Origin of the sequence: Streptomyces monomycini (genome assembly GCF_022271435.1) — a bacterium.
Lineage (GTDB): Bacteria > Actinomycetota > Actinomycetes > Streptomycetales > Streptomycetaceae > Streptomyces > Streptomyces monomycini.
The window spans coordinates 110611-137208 of the sequence record NZ_JAFIQY010000001.1 but is presented as its reverse complement, the minus strand read 5'-3'; the positions used below and the strand labels follow the sequence as shown (position 1 = coordinate 137208).

17 protein-coding genes are annotated in these 26598 nt (G+C 72.4%); 12 read left to right on the top strand and 5 right to left on the bottom strand.

The window, feature by feature from the left end; genetic code table 11:
- Positions 1–465: 465 nt before the first annotated feature.
- Complete coding sequence (locus JXZ78_RS00620) at positions 466–687, bottom strand: helix-turn-helix domain-containing protein (RefSeq protein ID WP_030021569.1); 222 nt, start codon at positions 685–687, stop codon at positions 466–468.
- Positions 688–1150: 463 nt separating this feature from the next.
- On the opposite strand from JXZ78_RS00620, the gene JXZ78_RS00615 reads away from it, so the two are divergent.
- From JXZ78_RS00615 to JXZ78_RS00600, 4 genes are all read left to right on the top strand, one after another.
- Positions 1151–2437, top strand: coding sequence for an MFS transporter (locus JXZ78_RS00615; RefSeq protein ID WP_033038421.1), 1287 nt, complete (start codon positions 1151–1153; stop codon positions 2435–2437).
- A complete protein-coding gene (locus JXZ78_RS00610) occupies positions 2434–5901 on the top strand; it encodes a type I polyketide synthase (protein ID WP_030021571.1) in 3468 nt (1155 codons plus the stop codon). The genes JXZ78_RS00615 and JXZ78_RS00610 overlap by 4 nt, the downstream gene beginning before the upstream one ends.
- Positions 5898–13997: a non-ribosomal peptide synthetase gene (locus tag JXZ78_RS00605; protein WP_238782590.1), complete on the top strand. Its 8100-nt coding sequence runs from the start codon at positions 5898–5900 to the stop codon at positions 13995–13997. The genes JXZ78_RS00610 and JXZ78_RS00605 overlap by 4 nt, the downstream gene beginning before the upstream one ends.
- Before the next feature lie 343 nt (positions 13998–14340).
- Positions 14341–14766 carry a cold-shock protein gene (locus tag JXZ78_RS00600; RefSeq protein WP_030021573.1) on the top strand — a complete coding sequence of 142 codons (426 nt, stop codon included), beginning with the start codon at positions 14341–14343 and terminating at the stop codon, positions 14764–14766.
- 470 nt (positions 14767–15236) lie between these two features.
- Here the strand turns inward: JXZ78_RS00600 and JXZ78_RS00595 are convergent, their stop codons facing one another.
- Positions 15237–16208, bottom strand: coding sequence for an NADP-dependent oxidoreductase (locus tag JXZ78_RS00595; protein ID WP_030021574.1), 972 nt, complete (start codon positions 16206–16208; stop codon positions 15237–15239).
- 136 nt (positions 16209–16344) lie between these two features.
- The gene (gene yczE, locus JXZ78_RS00590) at positions 16345–16974 is read right to left on the bottom strand and encodes a membrane protein YczE (RefSeq protein ID WP_033038423.1); all 630 of its coding nucleotides are present in this window, start codon (positions 16972–16974) and stop codon (positions 16345–16347) included.
- 359 nt (positions 16975–17333) lie between these two features.
- Between yczE and yczR the strand changes: the two genes are divergently transcribed.
- From yczR to JXZ78_RS00560, 6 genes are all read left to right on the top strand, one after another.
- Positions 17334–18776: a MocR-like transcription factor YczR gene (gene yczR, locus JXZ78_RS00585; protein ID WP_238782589.1), complete on the top strand. Its 1443-nt coding sequence runs from the start codon at positions 17334–17336 to the stop codon at positions 18774–18776.
- A 274-nt stretch (positions 18777–19050) separates the two neighbouring features.
- Positions 19051–19545 carry a hypothetical protein gene (locus JXZ78_RS00580; protein ID WP_030021577.1) on the top strand — a complete coding sequence of 165 codons (495 nt, stop codon included), beginning with the start codon at positions 19051–19053 and terminating at the stop codon, positions 19543–19545.
- Positions 19542–19952, top strand: a complete 411-nt coding sequence (locus JXZ78_RS00575; protein ID WP_030021578.1) for a transcriptional regulator — start codon at positions 19542–19544, stop codon at positions 19950–19952. Before JXZ78_RS00580 ends, JXZ78_RS00575 begins: the two co-directional genes overlap by 4 nt.
- On the top strand, positions 19949–20848 hold the full coding sequence (locus JXZ78_RS00570; protein WP_030021579.1) for an ABC transporter ATP-binding protein: 900 nt from the start codon (positions 19949–19951) through the stop codon (positions 20846–20848). Before JXZ78_RS00575 ends, JXZ78_RS00570 begins: the two co-directional genes overlap by 4 nt.
- The gene (locus JXZ78_RS00565; protein ID WP_030021580.1) at positions 20845–21720 is read left to right on the top strand and encodes an ABC transporter permease; all 876 of its coding nucleotides are present in this window, start codon (positions 20845–20847) and stop codon (positions 21718–21720) included. Before JXZ78_RS00570 ends, JXZ78_RS00565 begins: the two co-directional genes overlap by 4 nt.
- 149 nt (positions 21721–21869) lie before the next feature.
- Entirely contained in the window at positions 21870–22319 is a 450-nt protein-coding gene (locus JXZ78_RS00560; protein WP_030021582.1) for a nitroreductase family deazaflavin-dependent oxidoreductase, read from the top strand.
- A gap of 310 nt (positions 22320–22629) precedes the next feature.
- Here the strand turns inward: JXZ78_RS00560 and JXZ78_RS00555 are convergent, their stop codons facing one another.
- The gene (locus JXZ78_RS00555) at positions 22630–22899 is read right to left on the bottom strand and encodes a hypothetical protein (protein ID WP_050502668.1); all 270 of its coding nucleotides are present in this window, start codon (positions 22897–22899) and stop codon (positions 22630–22632) included.
- 648 nt (positions 22900–23547) lie between these two features.
- Between JXZ78_RS00555 and hemC the strand changes: the two genes are divergently transcribed.
- Together hemC and JXZ78_RS00545 are read left to right on the top strand one after the other, a co-directional pair.
- Complete coding sequence (gene hemC, locus JXZ78_RS00550) at positions 23548–24483, top strand: hydroxymethylbilane synthase (RefSeq protein ID WP_030019770.1); 936 nt, start codon at positions 23548–23550, stop codon at positions 24481–24483.
- A 129-nt stretch (positions 24484–24612) separates the two neighbouring features.
- The gene (locus tag JXZ78_RS00545) at positions 24613–25152 is read left to right on the top strand and encodes a hypothetical protein (protein ID WP_050502394.1); all 540 of its coding nucleotides are present in this window, start codon (positions 24613–24615) and stop codon (positions 25150–25152) included.
- A 187-nt stretch (positions 25153–25339) separates the two neighbouring features.
- Here the strand turns inward: JXZ78_RS00545 and JXZ78_RS00540 are convergent, their stop codons facing one another.
- Complete coding sequence (locus JXZ78_RS00540) at positions 25340–26524, bottom strand: acyl-CoA dehydrogenase family protein (RefSeq protein ID WP_030019768.1); 1185 nt, start codon at positions 26522–26524, stop codon at positions 25340–25342.
- Positions 26525–26598: the final 74 nt, after the last annotated feature.

Below are 26598 nucleotides of genomic sequence, written 5' to 3'. Positions count from 1 at the left end.
GGGCGCTGACCGACATGGACCGCGGCCACCCCTCGGACGCGTCGCCGGACGGCCCGGGCGCGTGTCCGGTGCCGCCGGCGCCCGTGCCCGCAGTTCACCACGGGACCCGCGTGTCGTCGGGGCGCCACGTCCGGGCCTGGTCCCTTCGGGGGACGCCGCTGGCCGCCGTGGGGCACGGCGGTCCGGGGCGGGCCGTGGCCGCCGGCGCGCGTACGCCGGCTCCCCCTTCTCCGTCCGGCCGTGCCGGTGATGAGCAACTCATGATCAACGGGCGCCCTTCGCTCGGCTGCGGCGTCCGGCGGCGGGTACCCGCCGCCGTCCCGCGCAACCCGGTGGCGCCCGTCGTCCGCCCGCCGGCTCGGACGGTCGGCGTTTCCGTGATGTTGTCCGGATACCGGCCATTGAATGGGCGGGATTCAGCCAACGCGGGAGCGTCGCAGCGGACCCGCTCCGGACCGCGGGCCGTCAGCCGCTGTTCTGCGCCAACTGGAGACGTACGAGATGGGCGAGGGTCGGAGCCGGGTGCTTCGCCCGTATACGGCGCAAGTAGGTGCTGACCGTATGGACGCTGATGCCCAGACGCCTGGCCGTCTGGTCGTACGTCAGGCCGTCCGCGATGTGCGACAGTACCTCTCGCTCCCGGGGGGACAGCAGCGGCGGCATGGTGGGCGCGCTGTGGTCCGACATCTCTTCCTCCAAGGGGGTGATGGTGGAGCAGGGAAGATCCGGCGGCCCGCGGTGTCAGGACGATCGGTCCGGCGGCGCGGGCGGAGCGGATGGAGCGGGGCAAGGCCGTTGTACGGCCGCCGCGCTGCGCGGTGCTCGTCGGCTCAACGCCGGAAGGACGGCCCGAGCGGGACCGGACATGGTGCGCCCTCCCGCGGGTACGGAGCGGAACTGCCGACGGTGCCGCGGGGGCAGCACATCCCCCGTGACATGCGGCTTGATCTAACCACGGACGCGGCAAAACGCAAGAAGGCCGCGGCCGTCCCCGCCCTGCCACTACACGCGCGGCCGAGCGCGGGTCAAGTCACCGGATGATGCGTCTCCAGGCGTACCGCGAACCGGGTGACCGTAAGTGCGTACTTACGTCCTCCGCCGTCCGTGTGGTGGACCAGGCCGGCACGGGGCGTTAAGGGGGAACAGGAGAGTGGGGCACTTCCGGCTGCTCGTCGTCGGCAACGCCGTCTCGGCGTACGGCAGTTACCTGAACATGGTGGCGCTGAACGTCTTCGTCTACCAGGTCACGGGCAGCGCGCTGACCGCGGGCCTGTTCATGGCCGTACGCCTGATCACCAGCGTACTGTCGGGATTCGTCAGCGGTCGGCTGGTCTCGCGTTACGACCGAAAACGGTTGATGGTGTGCGCGGACCTCACCCAGGCGGTCGCCCTGGCGCTGCTGCTCCTGGCGCCCGGCGGCGCCCGCGTCACCCTGCTCTTCGCGCTCGCCGTGGTGACCGGCGCCTGCTCGACCCTCTCCCAGGTGGCGCTGCGCAGCAGCGTCCCGGAGATCGTCGGCGCCGACCTGCGGACCAGGGCCAACGGCCTGCTGGTCACCGGACGTTCACTGGCCATGATCGCCGGTTTCGCCTCGGCGGGCGTGGTCGTCGCGGAGTTCGGCTACACCACCGCCTTCGTGCTGGACGCCCTCACCTTCACGGTCTCCGCGACGGTCCTGTTCCTGCTGCCCATCCGCACCCGGTCCACTGCCGCGCAGAGCACGGCCGACGGCGCGACGGCGGACGACGCGGGCACCGGCCGCTGGGCCTCCTTCGCGCTGCTGAAGGCGGCACCGCTGCTGGCGGTCATGGTCGCGGTCCGCGCGGCCGACGGCCTCGGCTCGTCCTCGCACAACGTCGCGCTGCCCATCTACTCCAGCGCCCTGGACCCTTCACATCCGGCCACCTTCATCAGCCAGTTCTGGGCGACCTGGGCGATCGGCAACATCGTGGCGCAGCAGGTGTGCTCACGGCGTACCAGCAAGACCGGGTGGTCACCGGGGGAGCGCGCCTTCGCGATCGGCTCCATCGTGATGTCGGCGGCGTTCATCGTGGTCTTCAGCGGCCTGCCGGCCGTCCCGGCCGCCATCGCCGCGCTCGTCGCCGGCATGGCCGACGGGTTCACGGAGATCGCGTACGTCTCCCGGCTGCAGGCCGCCCCGGACGAGCAGCGCGGACGCCTCTTCGGCCTCTCCGCCTCGGCCGAGAACAGCGGCTTCGGCCTCGGCATGATCGTCAGCGCGGCGCTGCTGGAGCGCTACTCGCCCCTGCAAGTGGTCACCGGGTTCCAGGGGCTGGCCATCGTGCTGTGCGTCGCCCTGCTCGTCGTGCTGGCCAGGGGACGCACCCTGTTCCCGAACGAACCACCGGCCCGGGAGAGCGGCGGCCCGGCGCCCGGCCGGGAGGTCTCCTCCGCCGCGGAGGGCGGCACCTCATGAACGTACCGGCCGACTCGCGCGTCGCGGTCATCGGCATGGCCTTCCGCTTCCCCGGAGCGGACACCCCCGAGGAGTTCTGGCAGGTCGTCCGGGACGGCCGGGACTGCGTACGGCGCTTCACGGAGGAGGAGCTGGCCGCGGCCGGTGTCCCCGCCGAGAAGTACCGGGCGGACGACTTCGTCGGCGCCAGCGGCATCCTGTCCGGCATCGACCGGTTCGACGCCGGGTTCTTCGGCATGAGCGTCCGGGAGGCGCAGCTCACCGACCCGCAGCACCGGATGTTCCTGGAATGCGCCTACCACGCCCTGGAGGACTCGGGATATCCGCGGGAACGGGGCGGTCTGCGCACCGGTGTCTTCGCCAGCACCGGCTACCACCTCTACACCCTGGAGAACTACCTGCTGAACAACGTCCTGAAGGGGCCGATCGGCGACGACTGGCTCTCCAGGATGCAGGTCCTGGTCGGCAACTACGCCGACTTCACCGCCACCCGCGCCTCCTTCCGCCTCAACCTGACCGGCCCGGCCATCAGCGTCCAGACCGCCTGCTCCAGCTCCCTGGTCGCCGTGCAGCTCGCCGCGCAGTCGGTACTGGTCGGCGACAGCGACATCGCGCTGGCCGGCGCCACGGCCGTCCATGTGCCGCAGGTACTGGGCTACCAGTACGTCAAGGGTTCCATCCTCTCCAAGAGCGGCTACCTGCGTGCCTTCGACGCCCGGGCGGACGGCACGGTGGGCGGCACCGGCGTCGCCGCCGTCGTCCTCAAGCGCCTGGACCGGGCCCTCGCCGACGGCGACACCGTCCACGGCGTCATACGCGGCTGGGGCGTCAACAACGACGGCGCGGACAAGCAGACGTACACCGCCCCGAGCGCGGCCGGCCAGCGCGGCGCCATCCGCCGCGCGCTGGACCACGCCGGCATCGGCGCGGACACCGTCGGCTACCTGGAGACCCACGGTACGGGCACGCTGAAGGGTGACCCGATCGAGTTCGACGGCGCCGTCTCCGCGTACCGCACCGACACCGACCGGACCGGGTACTGCGCGCTCGGCTCGACCAAGGCCAACATCGGCCACCTCGACGTGTGCTCGGGCATCGCCAGCTTCATCAAGGCCCTGCTCGTCCTCAAACACGGCGTCATCCCGCCGATGGCCAACTTCGGCGAGCCGAACCCCGCCCTCGACCTCGAACGCAGCCCCTTCTACATACCCGAAGAGGCGCGCCCGTGGCCCCAGGGGGACACCCCGCGCCGCGCGGGCGTCTCGTCCCTGGGCGTCGGCGGCACCAACGCCCACATCATCGTGGAACAGGCCCCCGAACCCGCGCCCCGCGCCGCCACCGTGTCCGCACCGGACGTTCTGGTCCTGTCCGGCCAGTCCGCCGAGGCCCTCACGGCCAACGCCGCCGCCGTACGTGACCACTTGACCCGGCACCCCAAGGCGGACCTCGCCGACCTGGTGTCCACCGCGGCAGGCCGGGCCCACCACCGGCACCGCCTGGCGGCCCGAGGCACGAACCCGGCGGAACTCGCCGCGGCCCTGGACGGCTGGCTCGCGGGCACCGGCGGCCCCGTCGCAGCCGCCGCCGTGACGACCGGCGAGGCACCCCGGGAGGGACGGCCGGGCATCGTCTTCCAGTTCACGGGACAGGGCAGCCCTTACCCCGGCATGGCACAACCTCTATATGAGCGCTTCGCCGTGGTCCGCGACCTGCTCCACACCTGCGACCGTCATCACCAGGAGCTTTACGGCAGCTCCCTGCTCGACATCCTGCTCGACCCCGGTGCGGACCGCGCCACCACGGAGAACACCCGGACTGCCCAGCCGGCCCTCTTCGCCCTCCAGTACGCCCTCACCGGACTGTGGCGACACGTCGGCCTCACCCCGGACATCGTTGCCGGGCACAGCGTCGGCGAGTACGCCGCCCTCTGCGCGGCGGGCGCACTGTCCGTCGAAGACGGCCTGCGCATCACCGCGGAGCGCGGGCGCCTGATGCAGGACCACTGCGCGCGCGGCGCCATGGCTGCCGTCTCGGCGGACCTGGACACCGTCCAGAACCTGGCCGCCGAGGTCCCCGGCCTCGAACTGGCCGTCGTCAACGGGGCGCAGCGGCACGTGCTCGCCGGCCCCGTCACCGCCGTCGACCGGCTGCTGACCCGGCTGGAGGAGCGCGGCATCCCCGCGGAACGGCTGCCGGTGACACGCGCCTTCCACACCGCGCTCACCGACCCGATCCTGGACAAGTTCCGGGACCTGCTCGACAGCGTCACCTTCCGCCCGGTCACGACCGGCTTCGTCAGCTGCCTCGACGGGCGCCCGTACGAGCCGGGCTGGACGCCGGACGCCGACTACTTCGTACGGCAGACACGCCGGCCGGTCCGCTACGACGCCGTACTGCGCACGCTCGGCGAGACCGGCTCCGCCGCGCTGGTCGAGATCGGCCCGCACACCACACTCAGCGGACTGACCCGTGCCGCGCTCCCCGGCGTGCGGGCGGTACCGACGCTGCGCCGCGGCGCCGGTCCCGGCGCCTTCTGGGGTGCGGTGGCCCAGCTCCACTGCGCGGGCGCGGACCTCGACTGGCCGGCGCTGACCGCCGGCAGCGGAGGCCGCAGGACCTGGCTGCCCGGATACCGCTTCCAGCACAAGTCGTTCTGGACCGGACCGGCGCCGACAGCCGTCCGGGCCGTCCGGACCGGCGAACCAGCGAGAGAACCAGCGAGAGAAGAGGAAGACGTGGCACAGGACGAGGCAGTGTTCGAGAGGGTGCTCGGGCACGTCATCGAGTTGGTCGCCAAGCACCTCGGGCACGACGCCGACGCGATCACCGGCGACACATCCTTCTTCGACCTCGGTGCGGACTCGCTGCAGATGATCAGCGTGCTGCGCGAGCTGGAGCAGGACCACCAGGTCAAGGTCGCGATGCGGGAGCTGTTCGAGGAGGCGAGCACTCCGGGGCAGCTCACGGAGCTGATCGTGGGGCGGATGCCGGGCGGTACCGCGGGTGGTACGGCGGCTGGTACGGCGCGTGGTGCCGCGGACGGTGCCGCCGCGCGGCCCGCGCCGGTGGCGGCGGAGCCCGTACGGTATGAGCCGGTCGCCGACGCGCCCGTACGGTACGAGCCGGCTGCCGCCGAGCCCGTACGCGCGCCGGAGCCCGTCGCCATGCCCGAACCCATCGCCATGCCGGAGCCCATCGGCATGCCTGAGCCGGTCCGTGCGCCCGCGCCCGAGCCGGTCCGTGCGCCCGAGCCCACGCCCGCGCCCGCCGAGGCGAACGGCTCGGCGCAGCCCGTGACGCGCGCCGAACTGACCGACCTCGTCCGCCAGGTGCAGCAGCTGTCACAGATCCAGCTGCAGATGATGTCCCAGATCAACCAGCTGTCCCAGCTGCTGACCGCGCAGGCGACGAGCGCCCTGACCGGCGGCGGCGTGGTGGCCAACGGGAAGGCGGGCGGGAAATGACCGGGCTGAGCGCCGCCGCCGCTGCGGTGGACCAGGACCTGGCCGCGATGTCCGACCTCTCCCGGCGCATCGCGGAGCGGATCGAGGCCGCGGCCGGGGTCGGGGCCGGGGGTACGGACGAGGCCGGGGGTACGACCGAGACCGGGGCCGGGGGTCAGCCGACGACCGGTGCCGCGGACCAGCCGGCGCCTGGCGATCAGGCTGTCGCTGCCGCCCCGCCCCCGAACGGCACCGCGCAGGAGCCGTCCGCCGAGCGGCGGCAACGCGTGCACGGCCCCCGCGTGACCGTCTCCCGCGCCTCCGGCATGGTCGGCGGCTCCGCCTCCGAGGCGCAGCAGGCCCACCTCGACGACCTGGTACGCCGTTACACGGCCAAGACCGCCACGTCCAAGGAGATCGCCCAGCGCTACCGCCGTGTGCTGGCCGACAGCCGGGCCGTCGTCGGGTTCCGCAGCAAGACCAGGGAGATGCTGTACCCGATCGCCGGACGCCGGGCACACGGCTCCAGGCTGGAAGACATCGACGGCAATCGCTATGTCGACATCACCATGGGCTTCGGCGTGCTGCTCTTCGGCCACGAGCCGGACTTCGTGAGCGAGGCCGTCCGCGAACACCTCTCCCGGGGCATCCAGCTCGGCCCGCGCAACGTCGAGACCGGCGAGGCCGCCGAACTGCTGGCGGAACTGACCGGTATGGAACGCGTGGCGTTCGCCAACTCCGGCACCGAGGCGAACTCCGCCGCGATCCGGCTCGCCCGCGCCGCCACCGGCCGCCGCCGCATCGTCACCTTCCACGGCGCCTACCACGGCCACGCCGACAACGTCCTGGGCCGCTCCGCCGGCACCGGCGCCGACCGGATCACCGTCCCGGTCTCCACCGGCATCCCGTCCGCCAGCGTCGCCGACCTGCTGGTCCTCGACTACGGCAGCGACGCGAGCCTGGAGGTCATCGCCGAGCACGCGGACGACATCGCCGCGGTCATCATCGAACCCGTACAGAGCCGCCACCCGTCGCTGCGGCCCGTCGGCTTCGTACGGCAGCTGCGGGAGCTGACCCGCCGCCACGGCATCGTGCTCATGTTCGACGAGATGCTGACGGGCTTCCGTCCGGCGCCGCGCGGCGCCCAGGAACTCTACGGCGTCACCCCCGACCTCGCGACGTACGGCAAGCTGCTCGGCGGCGGCTTCCCGATCGGCGCCATCGCGGGCCGCGCGGACATCATGGACGGTGTGGACGGCGGCTTCTGGCAGTATGGGGACGCCAGTTACCCGCCCGCCGACACCACCTTCTTCGGCGGTACGTACATCCAGCATCCGGTCTCGATGGTCGCCGCGCGGGCCGTGCTGACGCACCTGAAGGAGCACAGCCCACGGCTCCAGGAGCGGCTGAACGCCCGCACCGCTGAACTCGCGGACTCGCTGAATCGTTTCTTCGATGACGAGGGTTTCCCGCTGAGCGTGAGCCGCTTCGGCTCCCAGTTCCGCTTCGAGCACCGCGCGGACATGGAGCTGCTGTACCACCACCTCATGCTGCGCGGGGTGCACGTCTGGGAATGGCGCAACTTCTTCCTGTCGACCGCCCACTCGGACGGCGACATCGAGTTCATCGCCGACGCGGTCCGAGGGTCGCTGCGGGACCTGCGCGCGGCGGGCTTCTTCCCCGGCGGACCGACCGGCGGGCCGAAAACGCTGCCGACGGCGGGCGCGCAGGCTCCGGCGGCGACGCAGACTCCCGCAGCGCCGCGCACGTCGGCCACTAAGGCGCAGGCTTCGACGCAGGCACAGATTTCCGTGGCGACGCAGGGGCCGGCAGCCACACAGGGGCCTGGGATCGTGCGGCTTCCGGAGGTCGCGCAGGCTCCGGCAGGTGCGCAGGCCCAGGAGGTAACGCAGGCTCCGGTGCCGAGGACCGGGCCCAGCAGCAGCACCGTGGCCGCACGCCGCGCTCCCGACTTCAGCATCTACTTCTTCGGCGACTATCCCCAGGACGAAGCCGAAGCCGAAGCCGGGGCCGGGGCCGAATCCGGGGCCGGCGCGGGCTCCCCGGCCGCCGCGCAGGGCAAGTACGACCACATCCTGGAGACCGCCCGCTTCGCAGACCAGCACGGATTCCACGCGCTCTGGATGCCCGAACGGCACTTCCACTCCTTCGGCGGCCTGTTCCCCAACCCCGTCGTGCTCGCCGCCGCCCTCGCCCGCGAGACCCGGCACGTCCGCCTCAACGCGGGCTCGGTCGTCCTGCCCCTGCACGACCCGGTCCGGGTCGCGGAGGAGTGGTCGATGGCCGACAACCTCTCCGGCGGCCGGGTCGGCATCGGCTGCGCCAGCGGCTGGCACGCCAACGACTTCGTCTTCTTCCCCGACCGTTTCGGCCGTCACAAGGAGATGATGTACGAGCAGGTGGAGCAGGTCCGCCGGCTCTGGCGCGGTGAAGCCGTGCGGCGCACCGGCGGCGACGGCGAGACCGAGGTACGCCTCTTCCCGCGCCCCGTCCAGGACGCGCCGCCCATGTACACGGCGGTGGTCGGCAACCCCGCCTCGTACGTGGCCGCCGCCCGCAACGACGTCGGCGTGGTCACCAACCTGATGACCCAGAGCGTCGAACAGCTCGCCGAGAACATCGCGCTGTACCGCCGCACCCGCGCCGAGCACGGCCTGGACCCGGACGCCGGACGGGTGGCCGTCCTGCTGCACACCTACCTCGCGGCCGACCACCGCACCGCGCGCGCCGAGGCGTACGAGCCCCTGGCGCGCTACATGCGCGCCTCGCTCTCCCTGTTCGGCAACGTCGCCAACAGCCTCGGCCACAACGTCGACCTGTCCGCGCTCACCGAGGACGACCTCGACGTGCTCTTCCGCCGGGCCTACGACCGCTACTGCGACCAGCGGGCCCTCATCGGTACGCCGGACACCGTCGCGTCCGTGGTGGACGCGGTGCGCGCGGCGGGCGCCGACGAGATCGTCTCGCTCGTCGACTTCGGAGTCCAGCCGGGCGCGCTGCGCACCGGCCTCACCCACATCGACGCGCTGCGCCGCCGCTACCACGCGCCGGGCGCGGACACGGGCGCGGACACCGGCGCGCAAGCGGGAGTGCACGCGGGCGCGGATACAGGCACGAGCGCGGGGACGAGCGCGGACGCGCCCACGTCCGCGCCGTACCCCTACGAGAACGTCGCCCCGCTCTCACCCGGACAGCAGCGCATCTGGTTCCTCGAACGGATGCTGCCGGGCCGTACCGCCTACAACGAGACCAAGGCCATCCGCCTCGACGGCCCGCTCGACGTACCGGCGCTGCGGACGGCGCTGCGTGACCTGGTGGCGCGGCACGAGGGACTGCGGACCGTCTTCCGGGAGATCGACGACGAGCCTTGCCAGCTCGTCCGGCCGCCGTCCGCACCCGATTTCGCGGTGCTCGACCGCACGGGCGCGGGCGCCGACGGCGAGGAGGCCGCGGACGCCGCGGTCCGTGCCGTCCTGGCGGAGGAGAGCGCGCGGCGCTTCGACCTCGTCGACGGGCCGCTGTTCGTCACCCGGCTGGTCAAGCTGGGGGAGGAGCGCCACGTCCTGGTCTTCTCCCTGCACCACATCGTCGTGGACGCAGCCTCCGCCACCGTCCTGGCCCGCGACCTGTCCGCGCTCTACCGGGCCGCCCACCACGGCTCCGACGCCGGACTCCCCGCGCTGTCCGGCACGTACGCCGATCACGCCCGCGCCCAGTTGCGTACGCTGGACGACCCGGCGCGCGCCGCGGACCTGACGTACTGGCTCGACACGCTCGGCGGCGAACTCCCCGTACTGGAACTGCCCTGCGACCGCCCCCGCCCCGCGGCCATGACCTCCAACGGGCGGGCCGTCTTCCACCGGATCGACCCCGAACTGTCCGACCGGCTTCGCGACCTGAGCAGGCAGCGGCGCGGCACCCTCTTCATGACGCTGCTAGCCGGCTTCACCGCGATGCTCCACCGGGTCACGGGCCAGCGCGACATCGTCGTCGGCACCCCGATCTCGGACCGCCCCCAAGGCACCGAGGACCTGCTCGGCTTCTTCGTCAACACCCTCGCGCTCCGCTTCGACCTGTCCGGCGACCCGGAGTTCGCCACGTTCCTCGACCGGGTGCGGGGCGTCGCCCTGGACGCGTACGACCACGCGGACGTGCCCTTCGAGACGGTGGTGCGGGAGCTGGCTCCGGCGCGCACCACCGACCGTACGCCGGTCTTCCAGGTGCTCGCGGAGTTCGAGAGCAGCGACCCGTTCCGTTTCGACCTGCCCGGCGTCCGGGCCACCGTGATCGACGCGGGGCCCGACAAGGCCCTCACGGACCTCGCCGTGTACTTCACCGACCAGCCCGAAGGCATCCGCTGCCACCTGGAGTACAACACCGACCTGTTCGACGCGGGCACCGTGGACGGCTTCTTCCGTACCTTCCGTGACCTGCTCGAAGCGGCCGTGCAGGAGCCGGGGACACCGCTGTCCCGCCTCGGCGCCACGCCGGTGCGGCAGGAAACCGCGCAGGCTGTGACGCCCGCGCCCGAGCGGCAGGCGATGGCAACCGCGGCAAGGCAGCGGGGCATGGTCGCCGTCCCGCCGGTGGAACCGGCAGCGCAGCCGGTGCCCGCCGCATGGCAACAGGGCCCGGTCCGCCCGGTGGCGCGCGTCACCGTCCACGAACTCGTCGCCCGGCGCGCGGCGGACGCCCCGTACCGGACCGCCGTCCAGCACGGTGACGACCGCCTCAGCTACCGCGAACTGGACACGCGGGCCGAACGGCTGGCCGCCGTCGTCCGCGAACGGTCCGGCACCGCGGCGGCAGCGACCGCGGACGGTGCGGACGACGTGGTGGCCTTGTGGCTGCCCCGCTCCGCCGACCTCGTCGTCGCCATGCTCGCGGTGCTCAAGTCCGGCCTGGCGTACGTCCCCCTGGACCCGTCGCTGGGACGGGCCAGGGCCGCTACGGTGATCGCGGAAAGCGGCGCCCGTCTCCTGCTGAGCACCGGCTCCGGGGCCGACGAACTCGACCTCCCCGACGGCTTGGCCGTCATTGACGTCACCGCCGCCGGGGATGGTGCCACCGACCGTCCGAAGAAGAAGGCGCCGTCGGACGCCGCCGGACCCGAGTCCCTGTGCTACGTCATCTACACCTCCGGCAGTACGGGCAAGCCCAAGGGCGTCGCGGTGCCCCACCGCGCGGTCGTCGACCTCTGCCAGTGGCATCACAAGCGCTTCGCCTTCACCTCGGCCGACCGCAGCGCGCTGGTGTGCAGCCAGAGCTTCGACGCGTCCGTCCTGGAAATCTGGCCGGCTCTGACCGCCGGAGCGTCACTCGTCATCGCCGACGACACGGTCCGTGCGGACACTGCGGAACTGGCCCGCTGGTACGCCCAGCAGCACGTGACCTTCTCGATCCTGCCCACCGCCCTGGGCGAAGCACTGCTCACCCTGCCGCCCGCCGAACAGCCGCCGCTGCGCCACCTGCTGCTGGGCGGTGACGTGATGCGCACACGGCCGCACCCGGACGTGGCGTATGAGACGGTCAACGTCTACGGACCGACCGAGACGACCGTGCTGTGCACCATCGAGACCGTCGGCCCGCGCACGCCCGACACCGGCTCGGGGCCGATCCCGATCGGCCGCCCCGCCGACAACGTCAGCCTGCGGGTCCTCGACACGTCCGGCGCGCCGGTGCCGCTCGGCACGGTGGGCGAGCTGTACGTCGGCGGGCCGGGCATCGCCCGGGGCTACCTGGGCGTACCCGTGTCGGCCGACGACCGTTTCGGACCGGATCCGCTCGGCGCGGAGTCCGGTACGGGTGCGGCCACGGCTGAGACGCCCGGGGCGTCCGGCGACGGCGCTCGGCCGGCCGGACACCGCTTCTACCGCACCGGTGACCTGGTGCGGTGGACCGAGGACGGCGCGCTGGAGTTCCGTGGCCGCGCCGACGACCAGGTGAAGGTCCGCGGCTACCGCGTCGAACCGGAGGAGGCGGCCCGCGCGCTCAACGCCCTGGACGGCGTGCGCGAGGCCGTCGTGGTGGCCCGCCGCGACAGCCGCGGCGAGGCCTACCTCGCCGCCTACGCCGTACCGGCGGACCGGGACGCGGACGCCACCGCCACCGCGGCCGGCCGCCGGACGTACGCCGACCGGCTGGCCCGCGAACTCGCGGCCCGGCTGCCGGAGTACCTCGTACCGCGGTCCTGGGCGGTCCTCACCGCACTGCCGCTCGGGGGTAACGGGAAGCTGGACCGCGCCGCGCTGCCGGACCCGGAGATCGTCACGTCGGCGCGGCCCGCTCCCGCTTCGGAAAAGCCGGGGCAGGACGCCCGGCAGACGGCATCCGTCCCTGCCGCTGCTGCCGCCGCTTCCGCCGACGGGCCCGAACCCGGCCTCCGGGACCGGATCGAACACCGTCTCCGGGCCCTGTGGGCCGACGCCTTCGGCCTCACGGCCGACGCCATCGGGCCCGACGCCTCCTTCTTCGACCTCGGCGGTCACTCGATCGCCGCGATCCGGCTGGTGAACCGGGCCCGGGAGGTGTTCGGCCAGGAGTACCCGATGGTGCGCTTCTACCAGGAGCCGACGGTACGGGCCATGGCGGCGTACCTGGCCGGCGACACCGGAACCGACGGGTCCGCCGAGGGCACCGGGGCCAAGCGCTCCGAGGACACCCGTACGGGCGCCGGGACCCGCGCCGGTGCCGGAGCGGGTGCCGGGGGCCGGGGCGGGGCCGCCACCGGCACCGATACCGGAACGCACGGGGAACCGGACGGCGCCACGGACGTGGTGGACCGGGCGCCGGCCACCTACCAGCAGCAGGGCTTCATCGCCCAGGACCACCACCCCACGCCGCACGTGTTCAACGTCGCCCTGCGCATCACGCTCACCGGCGGCCTGGACCTGCCGGCGCTGCGTACCGCACTCAGCCAGCTCATCGCCCGCCACGAGTCGCTGCGAACCCGGTTCGTGCAGGAGGACGGGCAGTGGTGGCAGGAGATCCTGCGGCCACGGCCGGTCGACCTCCAGGTCGAGGACCTGACCACCGGCCGGGGTACGGGTGCCGGAACGGCGGGCTCCGCCGGGACCGTGGACGCCGAGATCGAGCAGATCAGCGCCCAGGCCGCCGCCACCCGGTTCGACTTCGGCGAGGGGGTGGCGCCCAAGCTCCGGCTGGTGCGCAGCGGCCCGTCGACCTGGGTGCTGTTCTTCGTACTGCACCACTCCACCTGCGACGGCTGGGCGGTCAGCGTCCTGCTGAGCGACTTCGCCGCCCTCTACGGCGCCGCGGCGACCGGGACGCCGCACACGCTGGCCAGTACGGTGCCGCAGCCGACCGAGTACGCCCGCTGGCAGCGGGAGACCGCACCGGAGCGGCCCGACCAGCGCATCCTGAAGTACTGGGCCAGGGAACTGGACGGGGCGCCCTTCGAGCTGGGGCTGCCGCTGGACCGGCCGCGCCCGGAAACCCTCAGCGGACAGGGCCGCGTCGTGCTCTTCTCCGTGGACACCGATCTGCTGGCCGACGTGGAACGGCTGGCCAGGAAGTGCGGCACGACACCGTACGCGGTCACGACCGCCGCCCTGGGGCAGCTGATCGGCACGCTCTCCGGGCGGACGGACGTCGTCGCGAACGTCGCCTACGCCAACCGTGAGCGCCGAGCCTTCGAGTCGCTGATGGCCTGCACGGCCGTGGGCCTCCCGCTGCGTATCCGGCTCGACGGGGACGGCACCTTCACCGACCTCGTGCGGCAGGTCGCGCACACCTCGATCGAGGGCATCGACCACATCATGTCGCTGCGCAGGCTCGTCGAGCCGCTGCGCGAGGAGATGGGGGTCGAGGTGCCGGACCACGTGCCGTTCGGGTTCGCGTACCAGAGCTCGCTGCAGACGGACATCGAGCTGCCCGGTGTGGCCGCCGTGGTCGAGGACCTGGCCGTCCCGGCCGCCCGTACGGACCTCAGCGTCGGGCTGATCCCGGCGGGCGACACGCTGACCGGGTACATGGAGTACTCGACCGATCTGTGGGAGCAGTCCACGGTCGAGGGCTGGGCCGACGCTTACGTGACCCTGCTCGCCGAGGAGGTGCGGGCCGCGCTGGAGGACTGACCCGTCGCGTCGGTACGGCACCGTTCCGTCGGGGCGGTGCCGTGCCGACGAGCCGGTACCGTACCGACGAGCCGGTACCGTACCGACGAGCCGGTACCGTGCCGGCCCGTCCGGTGCCGCCCCGACGGCCGCCCGCGTACGCCGGTGCCGCGCGGGGGCGGGCACCGGGCTGGACGTTCCGCCGCCGCTCGGCAATAGTATGGGCGGGACATCCACCGAATCGTCTCCGCCTTCGGCGATAACCTCTGCCGGCCCAGCCGGTGGGAACGGGGCGCCGCCGGGACGACGGCGACGGGGTGCGGAATTTGCGGGCAGTTGTGGAATTGGGGTCTGGGGCACAGTGATGGTTTCTGGCAAGGTCATTCGGTTCGACGAGGTGCGCGGCTACGGATTCGTCGTGCCGGACGACGGCGGAGAAGACGTCTTCGTGCATGTGAACGACCTGGAATTCGACAAGGGGCTGATGGCCCCCGGCGTCAAGGTCGAATTCCTGGTGGACGAGGGCGACCGGGGTCCCAAGGCCTCCGAAGTGCGTTTCCTGGAAGGCGCCCCCGGCCGCTCCGGCGGTGCGCACCGCGCGCAGAGCGCCGCGCACGACGGGAATTTCGAGGACGGTGTGCTGTGCGACACCCTCTCCGCCCAGGAGTTCCTCGACGAGGTGACCGAACTGCTGGTGACCGGCGTGCCGAGCATGACGGGCGAGCAGATCCTCCAGGCCCGGCAGCGTCTTCTGAAGCAGGCGCAGTCCCACGAATGGGTCGACGCGTAGAACGCTTCCGGCAAAGCACCGGGCTGCCGGTCAGCCGGATCGCCGGACCGCACCCGTCGTGAACCGTCGGATCCGTTCCGTCCGCACGGCAGGCACCGGACAGTGGACACCGACCGCACGGCAGACACCGCACGGTGGTGAGCCGGTGAGGTGAACATCGCGGGTATACGCGCGGTCGTATGCCGCGCCGACGGCAGTCCGCGATCACCATGGCGGACGGAGGGCGGCGCGTTGTATCCCGCCGCCTCCGCCGCCACGAAGAATTGCCCGCACCTCGTCGCGGTACCGATGACCCCGGCATCTGACAGTCGGCACCCAACAGCGATGTGCCACGCAATTCCCCCCGGACACCGTCGAATATCCGCATTACGGCAGCCAGGGAGTTCGTGCGGAACGCAGCTCCGGAAAGCCGGTCAACCATGCGGCGGAAGTCGCGGGGCACGGGCACCTGAGCCCCCGCCACGGTGGCATCAGGACGCCACGCGCAACACCAGCTTCCCGCGCGTGCGGCCCTCCTCGCCCCGGCGGTGCGCCTCGGCGGCCTCGGCCAGCGGCAGTACGTCCTCGACCTCCACCGACACCGCCCCCTCGTCGACGAGGCCACCGATACGCGCGAGCGCGGCCCCGTCCGGCTCCACCAGGAAGCCGCTCGCCCGTACTCCCCGGGCGCGGGCGGCCTCCAGCAGGTCGGGCGAGGCCCCGGAGGGAACCGCGATCAGCGTGCCGCCGGGCCGCAGCGTACGCAGCGAACGGGTGCTGGTCGCGTCGTGCTCGTCCCCCACGAGGTCGATGACGACGTCCACGTTACGCACCGCCTCCTCGAAGCGCTCCTGGGTGTAGTCGACCAGTTCGTCCGCGCCGAGCGAGTGCAGCCAGTCGTGCTTGGCCGCCCGGGCCGTACCGATGACGTGCGCGCCCAGGTGCTTGGCGAACTGCACCGCGAAGTGGCCGACACCGCCCGCGGCCGCGTGGATCAGCACCCGCCCGCCCGCCTCCACGTGCGCCGCGTCCACCAGGCACTGCCAGGCGGTCAGCGCGGCCAGCGGCACGGCGGCCGCGTGGTCGTGGTCGAGCGCGGCCGGCTTGCGGGCGAAGTGCCGGGAGGGCGCGGTCACGTACTCGCCGTAGGCCCCGGCCTGCCGCGGGAACCACGGCATCCCGTACACCTCGTCGCCCACCTTGAGCGTGTGCACGCCAAAGCCGACCTCCTCCACGACCCCGCTGACGTCCCAGCCCACCGAGAACGGCGGATCCCCGAGGACCCCGGCCATACCGCCGCCCTGGCGGGTCTTCCAGTCGACCGGGTTCACCCCGGCGGAGCGCACCCGAACGAGCACCTCGGTGGGCAGCGGCGCCGGCCGGGGAGCCTCGGTCAGGTACAGCACCTCGGGACCGCCGATGGTGTCCTGAGTGATGATGCGCATGGTCGGTTCGCTGCTCATGCCGTGTCTCCTGGAAGCGGGCCGGGCCGCACGGCCGGCCGGGTCGGTTGATCATCGCCGTACGGAACGTACCGGAGTAGCCGCGAACGGGCGCCCGCACACCTCCGTGATCCTCACGTCCGCTCTTCGGGGGCCCTCACGCCCGCTCTCCGGCCCCTTCGGCCCGTTCAGCCGCGCTCCGGTAGGCGAACCGCGGGACGAAGAACTGCGTGACCGGCCCGACCGCGAGGGCGTACAGCACGGTGCCGGCCCCCACGCCGCCGCCCAGCAGCCAGCCCACGGCCAGTACGGCGACCTCGATCAGCGTACGGACGGAGCGGAGGGAGCGCCCGGTCGCGGCCGCCATGCCGGTCATCAGGCCGTCCCGGGGGCCGGGACCGAACCGCGCGCCTACGTAGAGGGCCACGGACAGGCCGTTCAGGAGGATGCCGCCCACGAGCAGCCCGATGCGTGCGGGAAGCTCCAGATGCTGGGGGAGGAGGTGCAGCCCGAGGTCGGACGAGCAGGCCAGGACGACGATGTTGGCGCCGGTGCCGAACGTCGGCCGCTGTCTCAGCGGAATCCACAGCAGCAGTACGAGCACGCCCACGACGGCGCTGATCGTGCCGAAGCTCAGCGACGTGTGGCGCGCCACCCCCTCGTACAGGACGCTCCACGGATTGACGCCCAGCGATGCTCTGAGCAGGACCGACAGGCTGAAGCCGTACAGGGCTAGGCCGGTGAACAGCTGGGGCAGGCGCCTCAGCGGACGCTCGCCGAACGGCACGTACGTGAGGGAGCGCGGGGGTCTGCCCGACCTCGCCCGGGGCCCGAGGGGCGAGCGCGTCGGTCGCTCCTCCCCGGGCCGACGCCGCCCAGTGCGCACCTCTCCCGCCGCGCCCACCGATTCCGTCTGCTCAAGCCGCATGCCCGGCCGCCTCCGCCTTCTCGTCGTGTGCTGACCCGAATGCTTTCCGGGCCACCGGGGCGACTCTGTACAGTGATCGGCTGGCAGAACATGGCCATTGCCGGGGAAGTGGTCTGGCTGAGCGGAGCGGTGGGCCGGGTACCGCGAGGCGCGGGGGAGACGAGAGGGAAGACGTGGCGGAAACCGGGCCGTCCCAGCCCCTGAACGGGACAGGGCTCGTGGGCCGCACTCTGGGGAGCACGCAACTGGCCGCGCTGCTGCCCGACCCCACGCGTGCGCGGCCCGCCTACCGCCACCTGGCGCAGACGATCAGTGAACTGACCCTGGACGGGCGTATCGCGCTGCACGTCAGGCTCCCCGCCGAACGTGAACTCGCCACCGCCCTCGGCGTCAGCCGGGCCACCGTCACGGCCGTCTACGACCTGCTGCGCGAGAGCGGGTTCGCGCACAGCCGCCGGGGCTCCGGCACCTGGACGGCCCTGCCCGCAGGCCGTACTCCCCGCGGCGTGACACGGCTTCTCGGCGCCCGGGACACCACGATCGACCTGGCCAGGGCCGCCCCCGCCCTGCCGCACGGGACCCTCGCCGACGCCCTCACCAGGGTGTCCCCCCAGCTGGCCGAACACGTCGGCACGCCCGGCTACCACCCCTACGGCCTGCCGGAACTGCGCGCCGCCATCGCCGAACGCTTCACCCGGCGGGGCCTGGCCACCGTGCCCGACCAGATCCTGGTCACCTCCGGCGCCCAGCACGCGCTCACGCTCGTCCTCGGGCTGCTGTGCCGCCCCGGCGACCGCATCCTGGCCGAGAACCCGTCCTACCCGAACGCCCTGGAGGCCATGCGGCGCGCCCGGTTGCGTACCGTGCCGGTCCCCGTGACCGACACCGGCTGGGACACCGAGACCGTCGCGTCGTCCCTGCGCCGGTCCGTGCACCGGCTGGCCTATCTGATCCCCGACTTCCACAACCCGACCGGCTGCCTCATGCCCGCGGAGCAGCGCGCCTGCATCCTGCGGTCCGCGCAGCGCTCCGCGACCTGGCTGGTCGTCGACGAGACCCTGACCGACCTCGCCCTCGACGTCCCCGCGCCCCGGCCCTTCGCCTCCTTCGCCGTGCCGGGTGGGAGCGGCCGGCTCATCACCATCGGCTCGATGAGCAAGACCCACTGGGCAGGTCTGCGCATCGGCTGGCTGCGCGCTCCCGCGCAGCTCGTCACCGAACTCGCCGGCCAGCGGGTCGCCACCGACATGGGCGGCTCGGTGCTGGACCAACTTGTGGCCCTGGACCTGCTGGACCGGTCGGCGGATCTGCTGCCCACGCGCCTGGAGCAGCTGCGTACCCAGCGTGCCGCCCTCACCGCCGCCCTGGCCGAGCACCTTCCGCACTGGACCTGGCGACAGCCGCCCGGCGGCCTGTCCCTGTGGGCCGACATGGGCGAACCTCTCGCCGCGGAGCTGGCCGAACGGGCACTGGACCACGGGGTACGGATCGAGGGCGGCACCTACTTCGCCACCGACCCGGGCGTCTTCGCGCAGCGCCTCCGCATCCCTTACACCGCGCCTCCCGAAACCCTCCGCGACGCGGTGCACCGCATGGCCGCGGCACTGGCGGACGGCCTCCCGCCCTCGGCGGCCGACCGCCGACCGCACTGGATCGCCTGAGTCGCGTCGTCGGACGAGGCGTCCAGCCGCTCGGTCGTCACCGGCTTCCACGCTCACGGGGCGGCGCCGTCTTCCCCGGCGCTCGAAGAGCAGTCCGCGTGAACACCGCCGTCGCCGACGGCTCTTACCGCGACGGCCCATGCCGCACGGCTCATCCGCCGACATCGCCGTTTTGACTTGCCTGCCGGGAAAGTCTGCGCTAACTTTCCTAGTGGGAAAGTCGGTGGCCGGGCTCGGCCGCCGCTGATTCGGCACGCCGAATTCTTAGGGGGCGATGCGCGTGGGCGCACCGATGATGGACGCCGAGCAGGCATGGGCGGATCTGCAGCGAATCCGTGTCCCGCAGGAGCGGGTCTACGACGAGTTGGAACGCTGCACGGTGACAGGGCGTCGGGGGTACTTGCCGATCGCGGCGGTGATGTGGCTCTACCTGGCCGTCAGTGGGCTCGACCTCCCCAAATGGTCGCTCTGGGCGACCCTGGCGGCCTACGTGGGCGTACTGGCCGCCATGGGGGTGCGGTCGAGCCGCAAGTCGCGGGTGCGGCTGCACCGCTCGCGCTACACCTGGCGTGTGTACGCCGTGTTCGTCGTGGCCGCCGCCCTGGGCGGAGCGAGCATCGGGCTCAGCTCCTGGCTGGTCGCGTGGGCGGAAGTGCCGTACGGCAGCCTCGTGCAGGCCACGATATGCGCCGGCCTCTTCCTGCTCGTCACCGCGCCCGCCAACCGCTGGGCCTTCGCCCCGATGCGCCACTACGGGGGACGTGGATGAGTACCCCCACCGGATTCGACGAACTGATCCACCCGTCCACCCGGCTGTCGGTGGTCGCGCTGCTCGCCGCCACCGAATGGGCGGACTTCCCGTTCATCCGGGACAGCCTCTCGCTCAGCGACTCGGCGCTCTCCAAACAGCTCCACACGCTGGAGGAGGCCCGGTATCTGGAGATCCAGAAGGAGGGCGGCGGGCGCAAGCGCCGGACGAAGGTCCGGCTCACCGACCGGGGCCGGACCGCTTTCGAAGGGCACGTGGCAGCGCTGCGGGCGATCGTCGAAGGGGCCGCCAAGGGTCCGTCCTCCGGGGGAGGGGCGCCTCCGTCCCAAGCCGCCACGCCCCGCGCCCACACTGTCGGCAGGGGCCCCGCGAGCACCCGGCCGACGCGGACGGAGGCCCGCCGATGACTGGGCCCGAACCCGTGGTGCAGATCCGCGACCTGCGCATGTCCTACGGCTCCAGGGAAGTGCTGCAAGGCGTCGACCTGGACATCCACCGTGGCGAGATCTTCGCCCTGCTCGGGCCGAACGGCGCCGGGAAGACCACCACCGTCGAAATACTCGAAGGCTTCCGCCGGCGCTCGTCGGGTGACGTGCAGGTGCTCGGCACGGACCCGTTGCGCGGCGACGACTCCTGGCGCGGACGGCTCGGCCTCGTCCTGCAGTCCTGGCGCGACCACGGCAGGTGGCGGGTGGGAGAGCTGGTCGGCCACTTCGCCGAGTACTACCCCGACCCGCGCCCCCCGAAGGAACTGCTCGCAGTCGTCGGCCTGACCGGGCAGACGGACCAGCTGGTGAGCAGGCTCTCCGGCGGTCAGCGCCGCCGCCTCGACGTCGCCCTCGGCATCGTCGGCCGCCCCGAGCTGCTCTTCCTCGACGAGCCCACCACCGGCTTCGACCCGGAGGCGCGCTACGACTTCCATGTCCTGGTCGAGAAGCTCGCCGCCGACGAAGGCGTCACGGTCCTGCTCACCACCCACGACCTCATCGAGGCCGAGCGCCTCGCCGACCGTATCGCCGTGCTGGTCGACGGGCGCATACGCGTCTGCGGCACCCCGGCCGAACTGGCCCGGCAGGCCGCCGCGCGTGCCGAGGTGCGCTGGACGGCCCAGGACGGGACCCCACGCAGGGAACGTACCGAGGACCCCTCCCAGCTGGTGTGGGAACTGCACCGCGCCATCGGCGGTCCGATAGCCGACCTGGAGGTGCGCCGCCCGACGCTGGAGGACACCTACCTGCACATGGTGAACACCGAGAAGCGACACCCGGCGGACTCCGGGGACCGAGAGGACAGTGCCGTATGAGGGGGACGGGACCGCAGCGCATCCTGCGGGCGGGGGTCCGGCGCGGAGGCATCGAGCTGCGCCAGCTCGCCCGCAACAAGAAGGAGCTGAGCGGCCATCTGGCGAACGTCGTGGTGGCCCTCGTGCTCGCCACGACCATCAGCGGCACCGTACCCGGCACGGAACTGTCGATGGGCCATCTGATGATGGTCGGGTTCTGCGCCTATCTGCTCTTCCAGCTCGGCGTGCTGACCGTCCCGCAGATGCTCGTGACGGAGCGCGAAGAGGGCGCGCTGCTGCGGCTGCGGGCCACACCGGGCGGCATACCGGCGTACCTCGTGGCCAAGGCGCTGCTGATCCTGGGCACGGCCGTCGGCAGTCTCGTCCTGCTGCTCGCGGCCGGCGCGGTGCTGGCCGACGGCCCGCTGCCGGCCAGTCCGGCGCAGTGGCTCACCCTGCTCTGGGTCACCGGCCTCGGACTGCTCGCGGTCGTGCCGCTCGGCGCCGCCATCGGCGCGGTCCTGCCCAACCCGCGTGAGGCGCTGGCCCTGGTCGTGCTGCCCTCCATGGCGCTGCTCATCATCTCCGGGACGATGTTCCCGCTGTCCCGGATGCCGCAGCTGGTGCAGCAGACAGCCTCGGTGTTCCCGCTCAAGTGGATGGCCCAGGGGCTGCGGTCGGCTTTGCTGCCGGACAGCGCGGTCGCTGCCGAGGCGTCGGGCTCCTGGCAGCTGCCCACGGTCGCCCTGGTCCTCACCGCATGGGCCGTCGTCGGCTTCCTCCTCGCCGTACCGCTGGTGCGCAGGACCACCCGACGTGAGTCCGGTTCCCGCCTGGCGGGCCGTCAGCACAAGGCGGCCATGAGTGGATCGGGTACGCCGGCGGCGCGGTAGCGTCGGCCCGCCACCTGCCACGACACCCCGCGGGATGATTGCGTACGCCCCCGGTGTTGAGAAAGGGTCAGGTCGGTTCCGCCCGCGGACGGGACCGTACGACACACGCCCGTTCGGGCGGACGACGATGCGACGATGGGACGGATGCCATGCCACTTGAGGGCGAGTACGAGCCGAGCCCGGAGAAGTGGGTACGCGACCAGGTCGAGCTGTACGAGAGCAGCGGCGGCACCAAGGGGACGACGATGCGGGGCCTGCCGGTCATCGTCCTGACGACCCGGGGCGCCAAGTCGGGCAAGCTCCGCAAGTCCCCGCTGATGCGGGTGGAGCACGAGGGCAGCTACGCCGTCGTGGCCTCGCTGGGCGGGGCTCCCAAGCATCCGGTCTGGTACCACAACATCGTGGCGGACAACCGGGTGGAGTTGCAGGACGGGCCCGTACGCATGGATCTGGTGGCCCGCGAGGTGACGGGCGAGGAGAAGGCGTTGTGGTGGGGACGCGCGGTCGAGGCGTTTCCCGACTACGCCGACTACCAGCAGAAGACCGACCGTGAGATCCCCGTCCTGGTCCTGGAGACCCCGGACCGGAGCCACGGCTGACGGTGCACGGTGACGGCTGACCGGCGCCGACGCCCGGACAGCGGAGCGGCCCCCGCCGAAAGCTTCCGGCAGGGGCCGCTCTGTCTGCGTTCCGTCGTCCGCCACGGAGTGCTGGTGCCGTGCGGCAGGCTTGGTGCGTGGCAGCGGCCGCCGTCGGGATTTCCCGGTGAGGGGCATCCGGACACGTGCGTGAAGGGGAGGTGACAGCCGGTGCCACGGGCCGTCGGCGGGCAACCTGACGACGCCTACGCGCCCCCGCGCCGTGGAAGGACGCGGGGCGCGGCCGTCGGCGTGCCGACGCGCATCCGGGTCAGCGCCAGACGGCCTTGAAGTAGCGGCCGTAGTCGAACTCGCCGCTCGCCTTGCTGTGGGCGTAGGCAGCGCCGGTGGCGGTGACACCCGAGGGCCCGCCGACGTTGTAGTGGCGGTACCCGCCGAGCGTGTTCTCCGACGAGTAGCCGCCGGAGCCGTACGCGCCTGCCGCGGCGGCGCCACCGCCCGAGTCGGCGGCGGCGGGCCCGGCGGCCAGGAAACCGGCCGCCGTGACACCGGCGAGGGTGATCGCGACGTTTCGAAGCATGTGACTCTCCTGAGACTGAGGTGGGTGGACCTGACGAGATGACCTTGACCCAGCCTTCGCCGGTCCGCACGCCGGGATGGGCGAACGGGGTGACAGTGCCCTCGCGGCCCCCTCCCGACGGCCTCGCCTCACCATCCGTCAGGCCTCATCACCCGTCAGGTCTGGAACTCGTCCCAGGGACAGCCGCGTACAGGCCCCGTCACCGGCGGGCGCGTCCGGTCGGACGACCGTGCCGCCCGCGACGAAAACGACGTCGGTGATGGCGCCCCCGCGAGTGTCCTCCGTCAGCACCCTTCGCGCATGCCTTCCGCGACCGCGCCGGGCATCCGGCTGCGGGTGGTGGACGTACACCTGGAAGGAAGCGTCGCGCTCGGGCTCCCGGCCCGGTTCCCGGGTGGCCGCGTCCAACCGGGCGAGCCGGGTGAGGCGGAGCACCGGCCCGCGCATCCGGCCCGTGGTCCCGCCCCGCGCCCCCGACCCGTCTCCGGCCGCATCCGCCCAGCCCGCCTCCGGCGGCTCGCGCCCGTTCCCGATCCCGTTTGTCCCGCCCGTCCCGTCAGCCCCACCCGCCCCCGGTCACCCCCACCCACCCCGTGTCCAAGTGTCCGACGAGCCGGAGCCGAGCCCCGACGCCCTAGGGTGTACGCCATGTCCGCGCCTGAACTGATCCGTATCGTCTCGCGTTCCTCTCCCATGGCGCTCGCCCAGGTGGAACGCGTACGCGGCGAGCTGGCCGCCCGGCACCCCGGAACCCGTACGGAGGTCGTGCCCGTCACGACTTCCGGTGACCGCTGGATGGGCGACCTCTCCGAACTCGGAGGGAAGGGCGCCTTCACCAAGGAGGTGGACGCCGCCCTGCTGGCCGGGGAGGCGGACCTCGCCGTGCACTGTGTCAAGGACATCCCGGCCGACCGTCCTCTGCCCGCCGGGACCACCTTCGCCGCCTTCCTCGAACGTGACGACATCCGCGACGCGCTCATCCATCCCGGCGGCCTCACCCTCGACGAGCTGCCCGACGGCACGCGCATCGGCACGTCCTCCGTACGCCGTGTCGCACAGCTCGCCGCCTCGTATCCGCACTTGGAGTGCGTGCCGATGCGCGGCAACGCCAACCGCCGTCTGGAGAAGCTGCACGCGGGGGACGCCGACGCCCTGCTGCTGGCCGTCTCCGGGCTGGAGCGCATCGGCCGCCGCGACGTCATCACCGAGATCCTGCCGGCCGAGACGATGTGCCCGCCCATCGGCGCCGGCATCCTGGCCCTCCAGTGCCGCGAGGACGACACCGGCACCATTGACGCGGTCAGCGCCCTCGGCGACCGCGACGCCTTCCGGGAAGCGACTGCCGAACGTATGTTCCTGCACGTGCTGCAGGGCCACTGCAACTCGCCGATCGCCGGGTACGCGAAGACCGAACGCAGCGGCGAACTGTCCCTGCGGGCCTGCGTGTTCACCCCCGACGGCAAGACCGTGCTCAACGCACACGAGTGGGCCGGGCCGCTCGACCCGGCCACCCTGGGCACGTCCGTCGCCGTCGCGCTGCTGCGCCAGGGAGCGCGCGACCTCATCGACTCCATCGCGCACTGACGGGCCGTCGGCGTACCGGAGGCAGGCCCGTCCGTAACTCCAATGGGTCTGCTTTTGGCGGATCGGGTCATGTATGGGACCAGCCGTCCCTACGGTGCCGTTGTACGCACACGGCACGGGAGGACCGCCATGACCCACTCCATCGACCTGGAAGAGCTGGCCTTCGTCGCGACCGTCATGGAACGGGCGCACCGGCTGCTCGACGCCGAGGAGAAAAAGCTGCCGCCGCGCACGGCGGACGGACTCGAAGGGCCTGGCAGCCCGCACCAGACGCTCCTGGGCGCGGGTGAGCTGACACGCGGGGTGGACGACGCGGTGCGGCGGATCGCCCTGGCGGTCGGTTACGCGTGTGCCGGCCTGCAGAGCCACGCGCTGCGGGCGGCGCACCACGCGCACACCGCCCCGCGCAGTGTGCCGGGCGGCACCGACCGGATGGCCAGGCCCCTCAGCTCGGGCACCATCGAGGCGCTGAAGCTGGTACGGCAGGTGTCCGACTTCTTCGGCGAGGGACTGCGGGAGCACATCGACCGGTCGCTCGCGGCCCCCGAGGCGACCTGGCCGCCCGCCGACTGGAAGCAGTACGACGAGGAACGGATGAAATCCGCTGCCTCCGTCGCCTCCGCCCGCCGCGGCCGCCACGAATCCGTGACAGCCGCTCCCGACCAGTGACAGCCGTCCCCGGCCGGTGACGACCGCTCCAGGCCAGTGACGGCCGCCCCCGACGACCAGTGACAGCAACCCCCGCCCCTGACGGCTACACCCCGCCTCGACACCCGAAGGCACGACAGCACCGCCCCCGCACAGGACGGGAGCGGTGCGAGGCCCGGCGCCAAGGGAGTGGTGCGGACCCCGGTGCCTACGCGAAGGCGCTGTGGCCGGTGATGGACTTGCCGACGATGAGGGTATTCATCTCACGGGAGCCCTCGAAGGAGTAGACCGCCTCCGCGTCGGCGAAGAACTTCGCGATCTCGTAGTCGAGGACGATGCCGTTGCCCCCGAAGAGCTCGCGCGCCCAGGCGACGCACTCGCGCATCCGGGTCGTGGTGAACGCCTTGGCCAGCGCGGCCTGCTCCGCGCCGGCCCGTCCCGCGGCGGTGAGCTGGTTGAGGCGCACGACCATGCCGAACATGGCGGTGACGTTGCCCAGTATCTTGACCAGCAGGTCCTGGATCATCTGGAAGGCACCGATCGGCTTGCCGAACTGCACGCGCTCGACGGCGTACTCGCGGGCGAGTTCGTAGGCGCGTACGGCCACACCCAGGGCCTGCCAGGCCACTCCGCCGCGGGTGCGCGCCAGGACGGCGGCGGTGTCCCGGAAGCTGTTGATCCGCTGAAGGCGGTCGGCCTCCGGTACGCGGACCTCGTCCAGCGTGATGTCGGCGTTCTGCACGGTACGCAGCGCGATCTTGCCCTCGATCTTCGTGGCGGTGAAGCCGGGGGTGCCCTGGTGCACCACGAATCCCTTGACGTTGCCGTCGGCGGTGTCGCGCGCCCACACCACGACCACGTCGGCGAAGGTGCCGTTGCCGATCCAGCGCTTGGCGCCGTTGAGCACCCAGGTGTCGCCGTCGCGCCGGGCCGTGGTGCGCATGCCGCCCGCGACGTCCGAGCCGCCTTCCGGCTCGGTCAGGGCGAAGGCGCCGATGGTCCGCATCGCGGCCATGTCCGGCAGCCAGCGATCGCGCTGCTCCTGGTCACCGCCGCCGTGGATGCTGCCCATCGCCAGACCGTTGTGCACCCCGGCGAAGACCGCCAGGGACGGGTCGACGCGGTTGAGTTCCAGGTTGAGGAAGCCGGAGAACAGCTCGCTGCGCGGGCGGCCGTCACCGTACTCGGGGTAGTGGTAGCCGGCCAGGCCCAGCTTGGCGATCTTCTCGATCGCCTCGAAGGGGAACTCCGCCCGGTCCCAGGCGTCGTTGGCCAGCGGCTTGATCTCGGCCTCCAGACAGTCGCGCATGGCGGCGAGTTCGGCGCGTTCGCCGTCGTCGAGGAGGTCGGCGAAGCCGAAGAAGTCGGGGGTGGGGTTGGCGGGCTTGGGCATGGTGGGCTCCTGGCTGTGCTGGGGGTGCGTGAGTGCGTACGAGCGGATCGGCGGCTCCGGACCGGACCGGGAAC

Bases quoted from the DNA above. Each gene is read 5' to 3' on its own strand.
- JXZ78_RS00620 (WP_030021569.1), bottom strand. From the start codon at position 687: ATGTCGGACCACAGCGCGCCCACCATGCCGCCGCTGCTGTCCCCCCGG.
- JXZ78_RS00610 (WP_030021571.1), top strand. From the start codon at position 2,434: ATGAACGTACCGGCCGACTCGCGCGTCGCGGTCATCGGCATGGCCTTC.
- JXZ78_RS00605 (WP_238782590.1), top strand. From the start codon at position 5,898: ATGACCGGGCTGAGCGCCGCCGCCGCTGCGGTGGACCAGGACCTGGCC.
- JXZ78_RS00600 (WP_030021573.1), top strand. From the start codon at position 14,341: ATGGTTTCTGGCAAGGTCATTCGGTTCGACGAGGTGCGCGGCTACGGA.
- JXZ78_RS00595 (WP_030021574.1), bottom strand. From the start codon at position 16,208: ATGAGCAGCGAACCGACCATGCGCATCATCACTCAGGACACCATCGGC.
- JXZ78_RS00580 (WP_030021577.1), top strand. From the start codon at position 19,051: ATGCGCGTGGGCGCACCGATGATGGACGCCGAGCAGGCATGGGCGGAT.
- JXZ78_RS00575 (WP_030021578.1), top strand. From the start codon at position 19,542: ATGAGTACCCCCACCGGATTCGACGAACTGATCCACCCGTCCACCCGG.
- JXZ78_RS00570 (WP_030021579.1), top strand. From the start codon at position 19,949: ATGACTGGGCCCGAACCCGTGGTGCAGATCCGCGACCTGCGCATGTCC.
- JXZ78_RS00565 (WP_030021580.1), top strand. From the start codon at position 20,845: ATGAGGGGGACGGGACCGCAGCGCATCCTGCGGGCGGGGGTCCGGCGC.
- JXZ78_RS00560 (WP_030021582.1), top strand. From the start codon at position 21,870: ATGCCACTTGAGGGCGAGTACGAGCCGAGCCCGGAGAAGTGGGTACGC.
- JXZ78_RS00555 (WP_050502668.1), bottom strand. From the start codon at position 22,899: ATGCTTCGAAACGTCGCGATCACCCTCGCCGGTGTCACGGCGGCCGGT.
- hemC (WP_030019770.1), top strand. From the start codon at position 23,548: ATGTCCGCGCCTGAACTGATCCGTATCGTCTCGCGTTCCTCTCCCATG.
- JXZ78_RS00545 (WP_050502394.1), top strand. From the start codon at position 24,613: ATGACCCACTCCATCGACCTGGAAGAGCTGGCCTTCGTCGCGACCGTC.
- JXZ78_RS00540 (WP_030019768.1), bottom strand. From the start codon at position 26,524: ATGCCCAAGCCCGCCAACCCCACCCCCGACTTCTTCGGCTTCGCCGAC.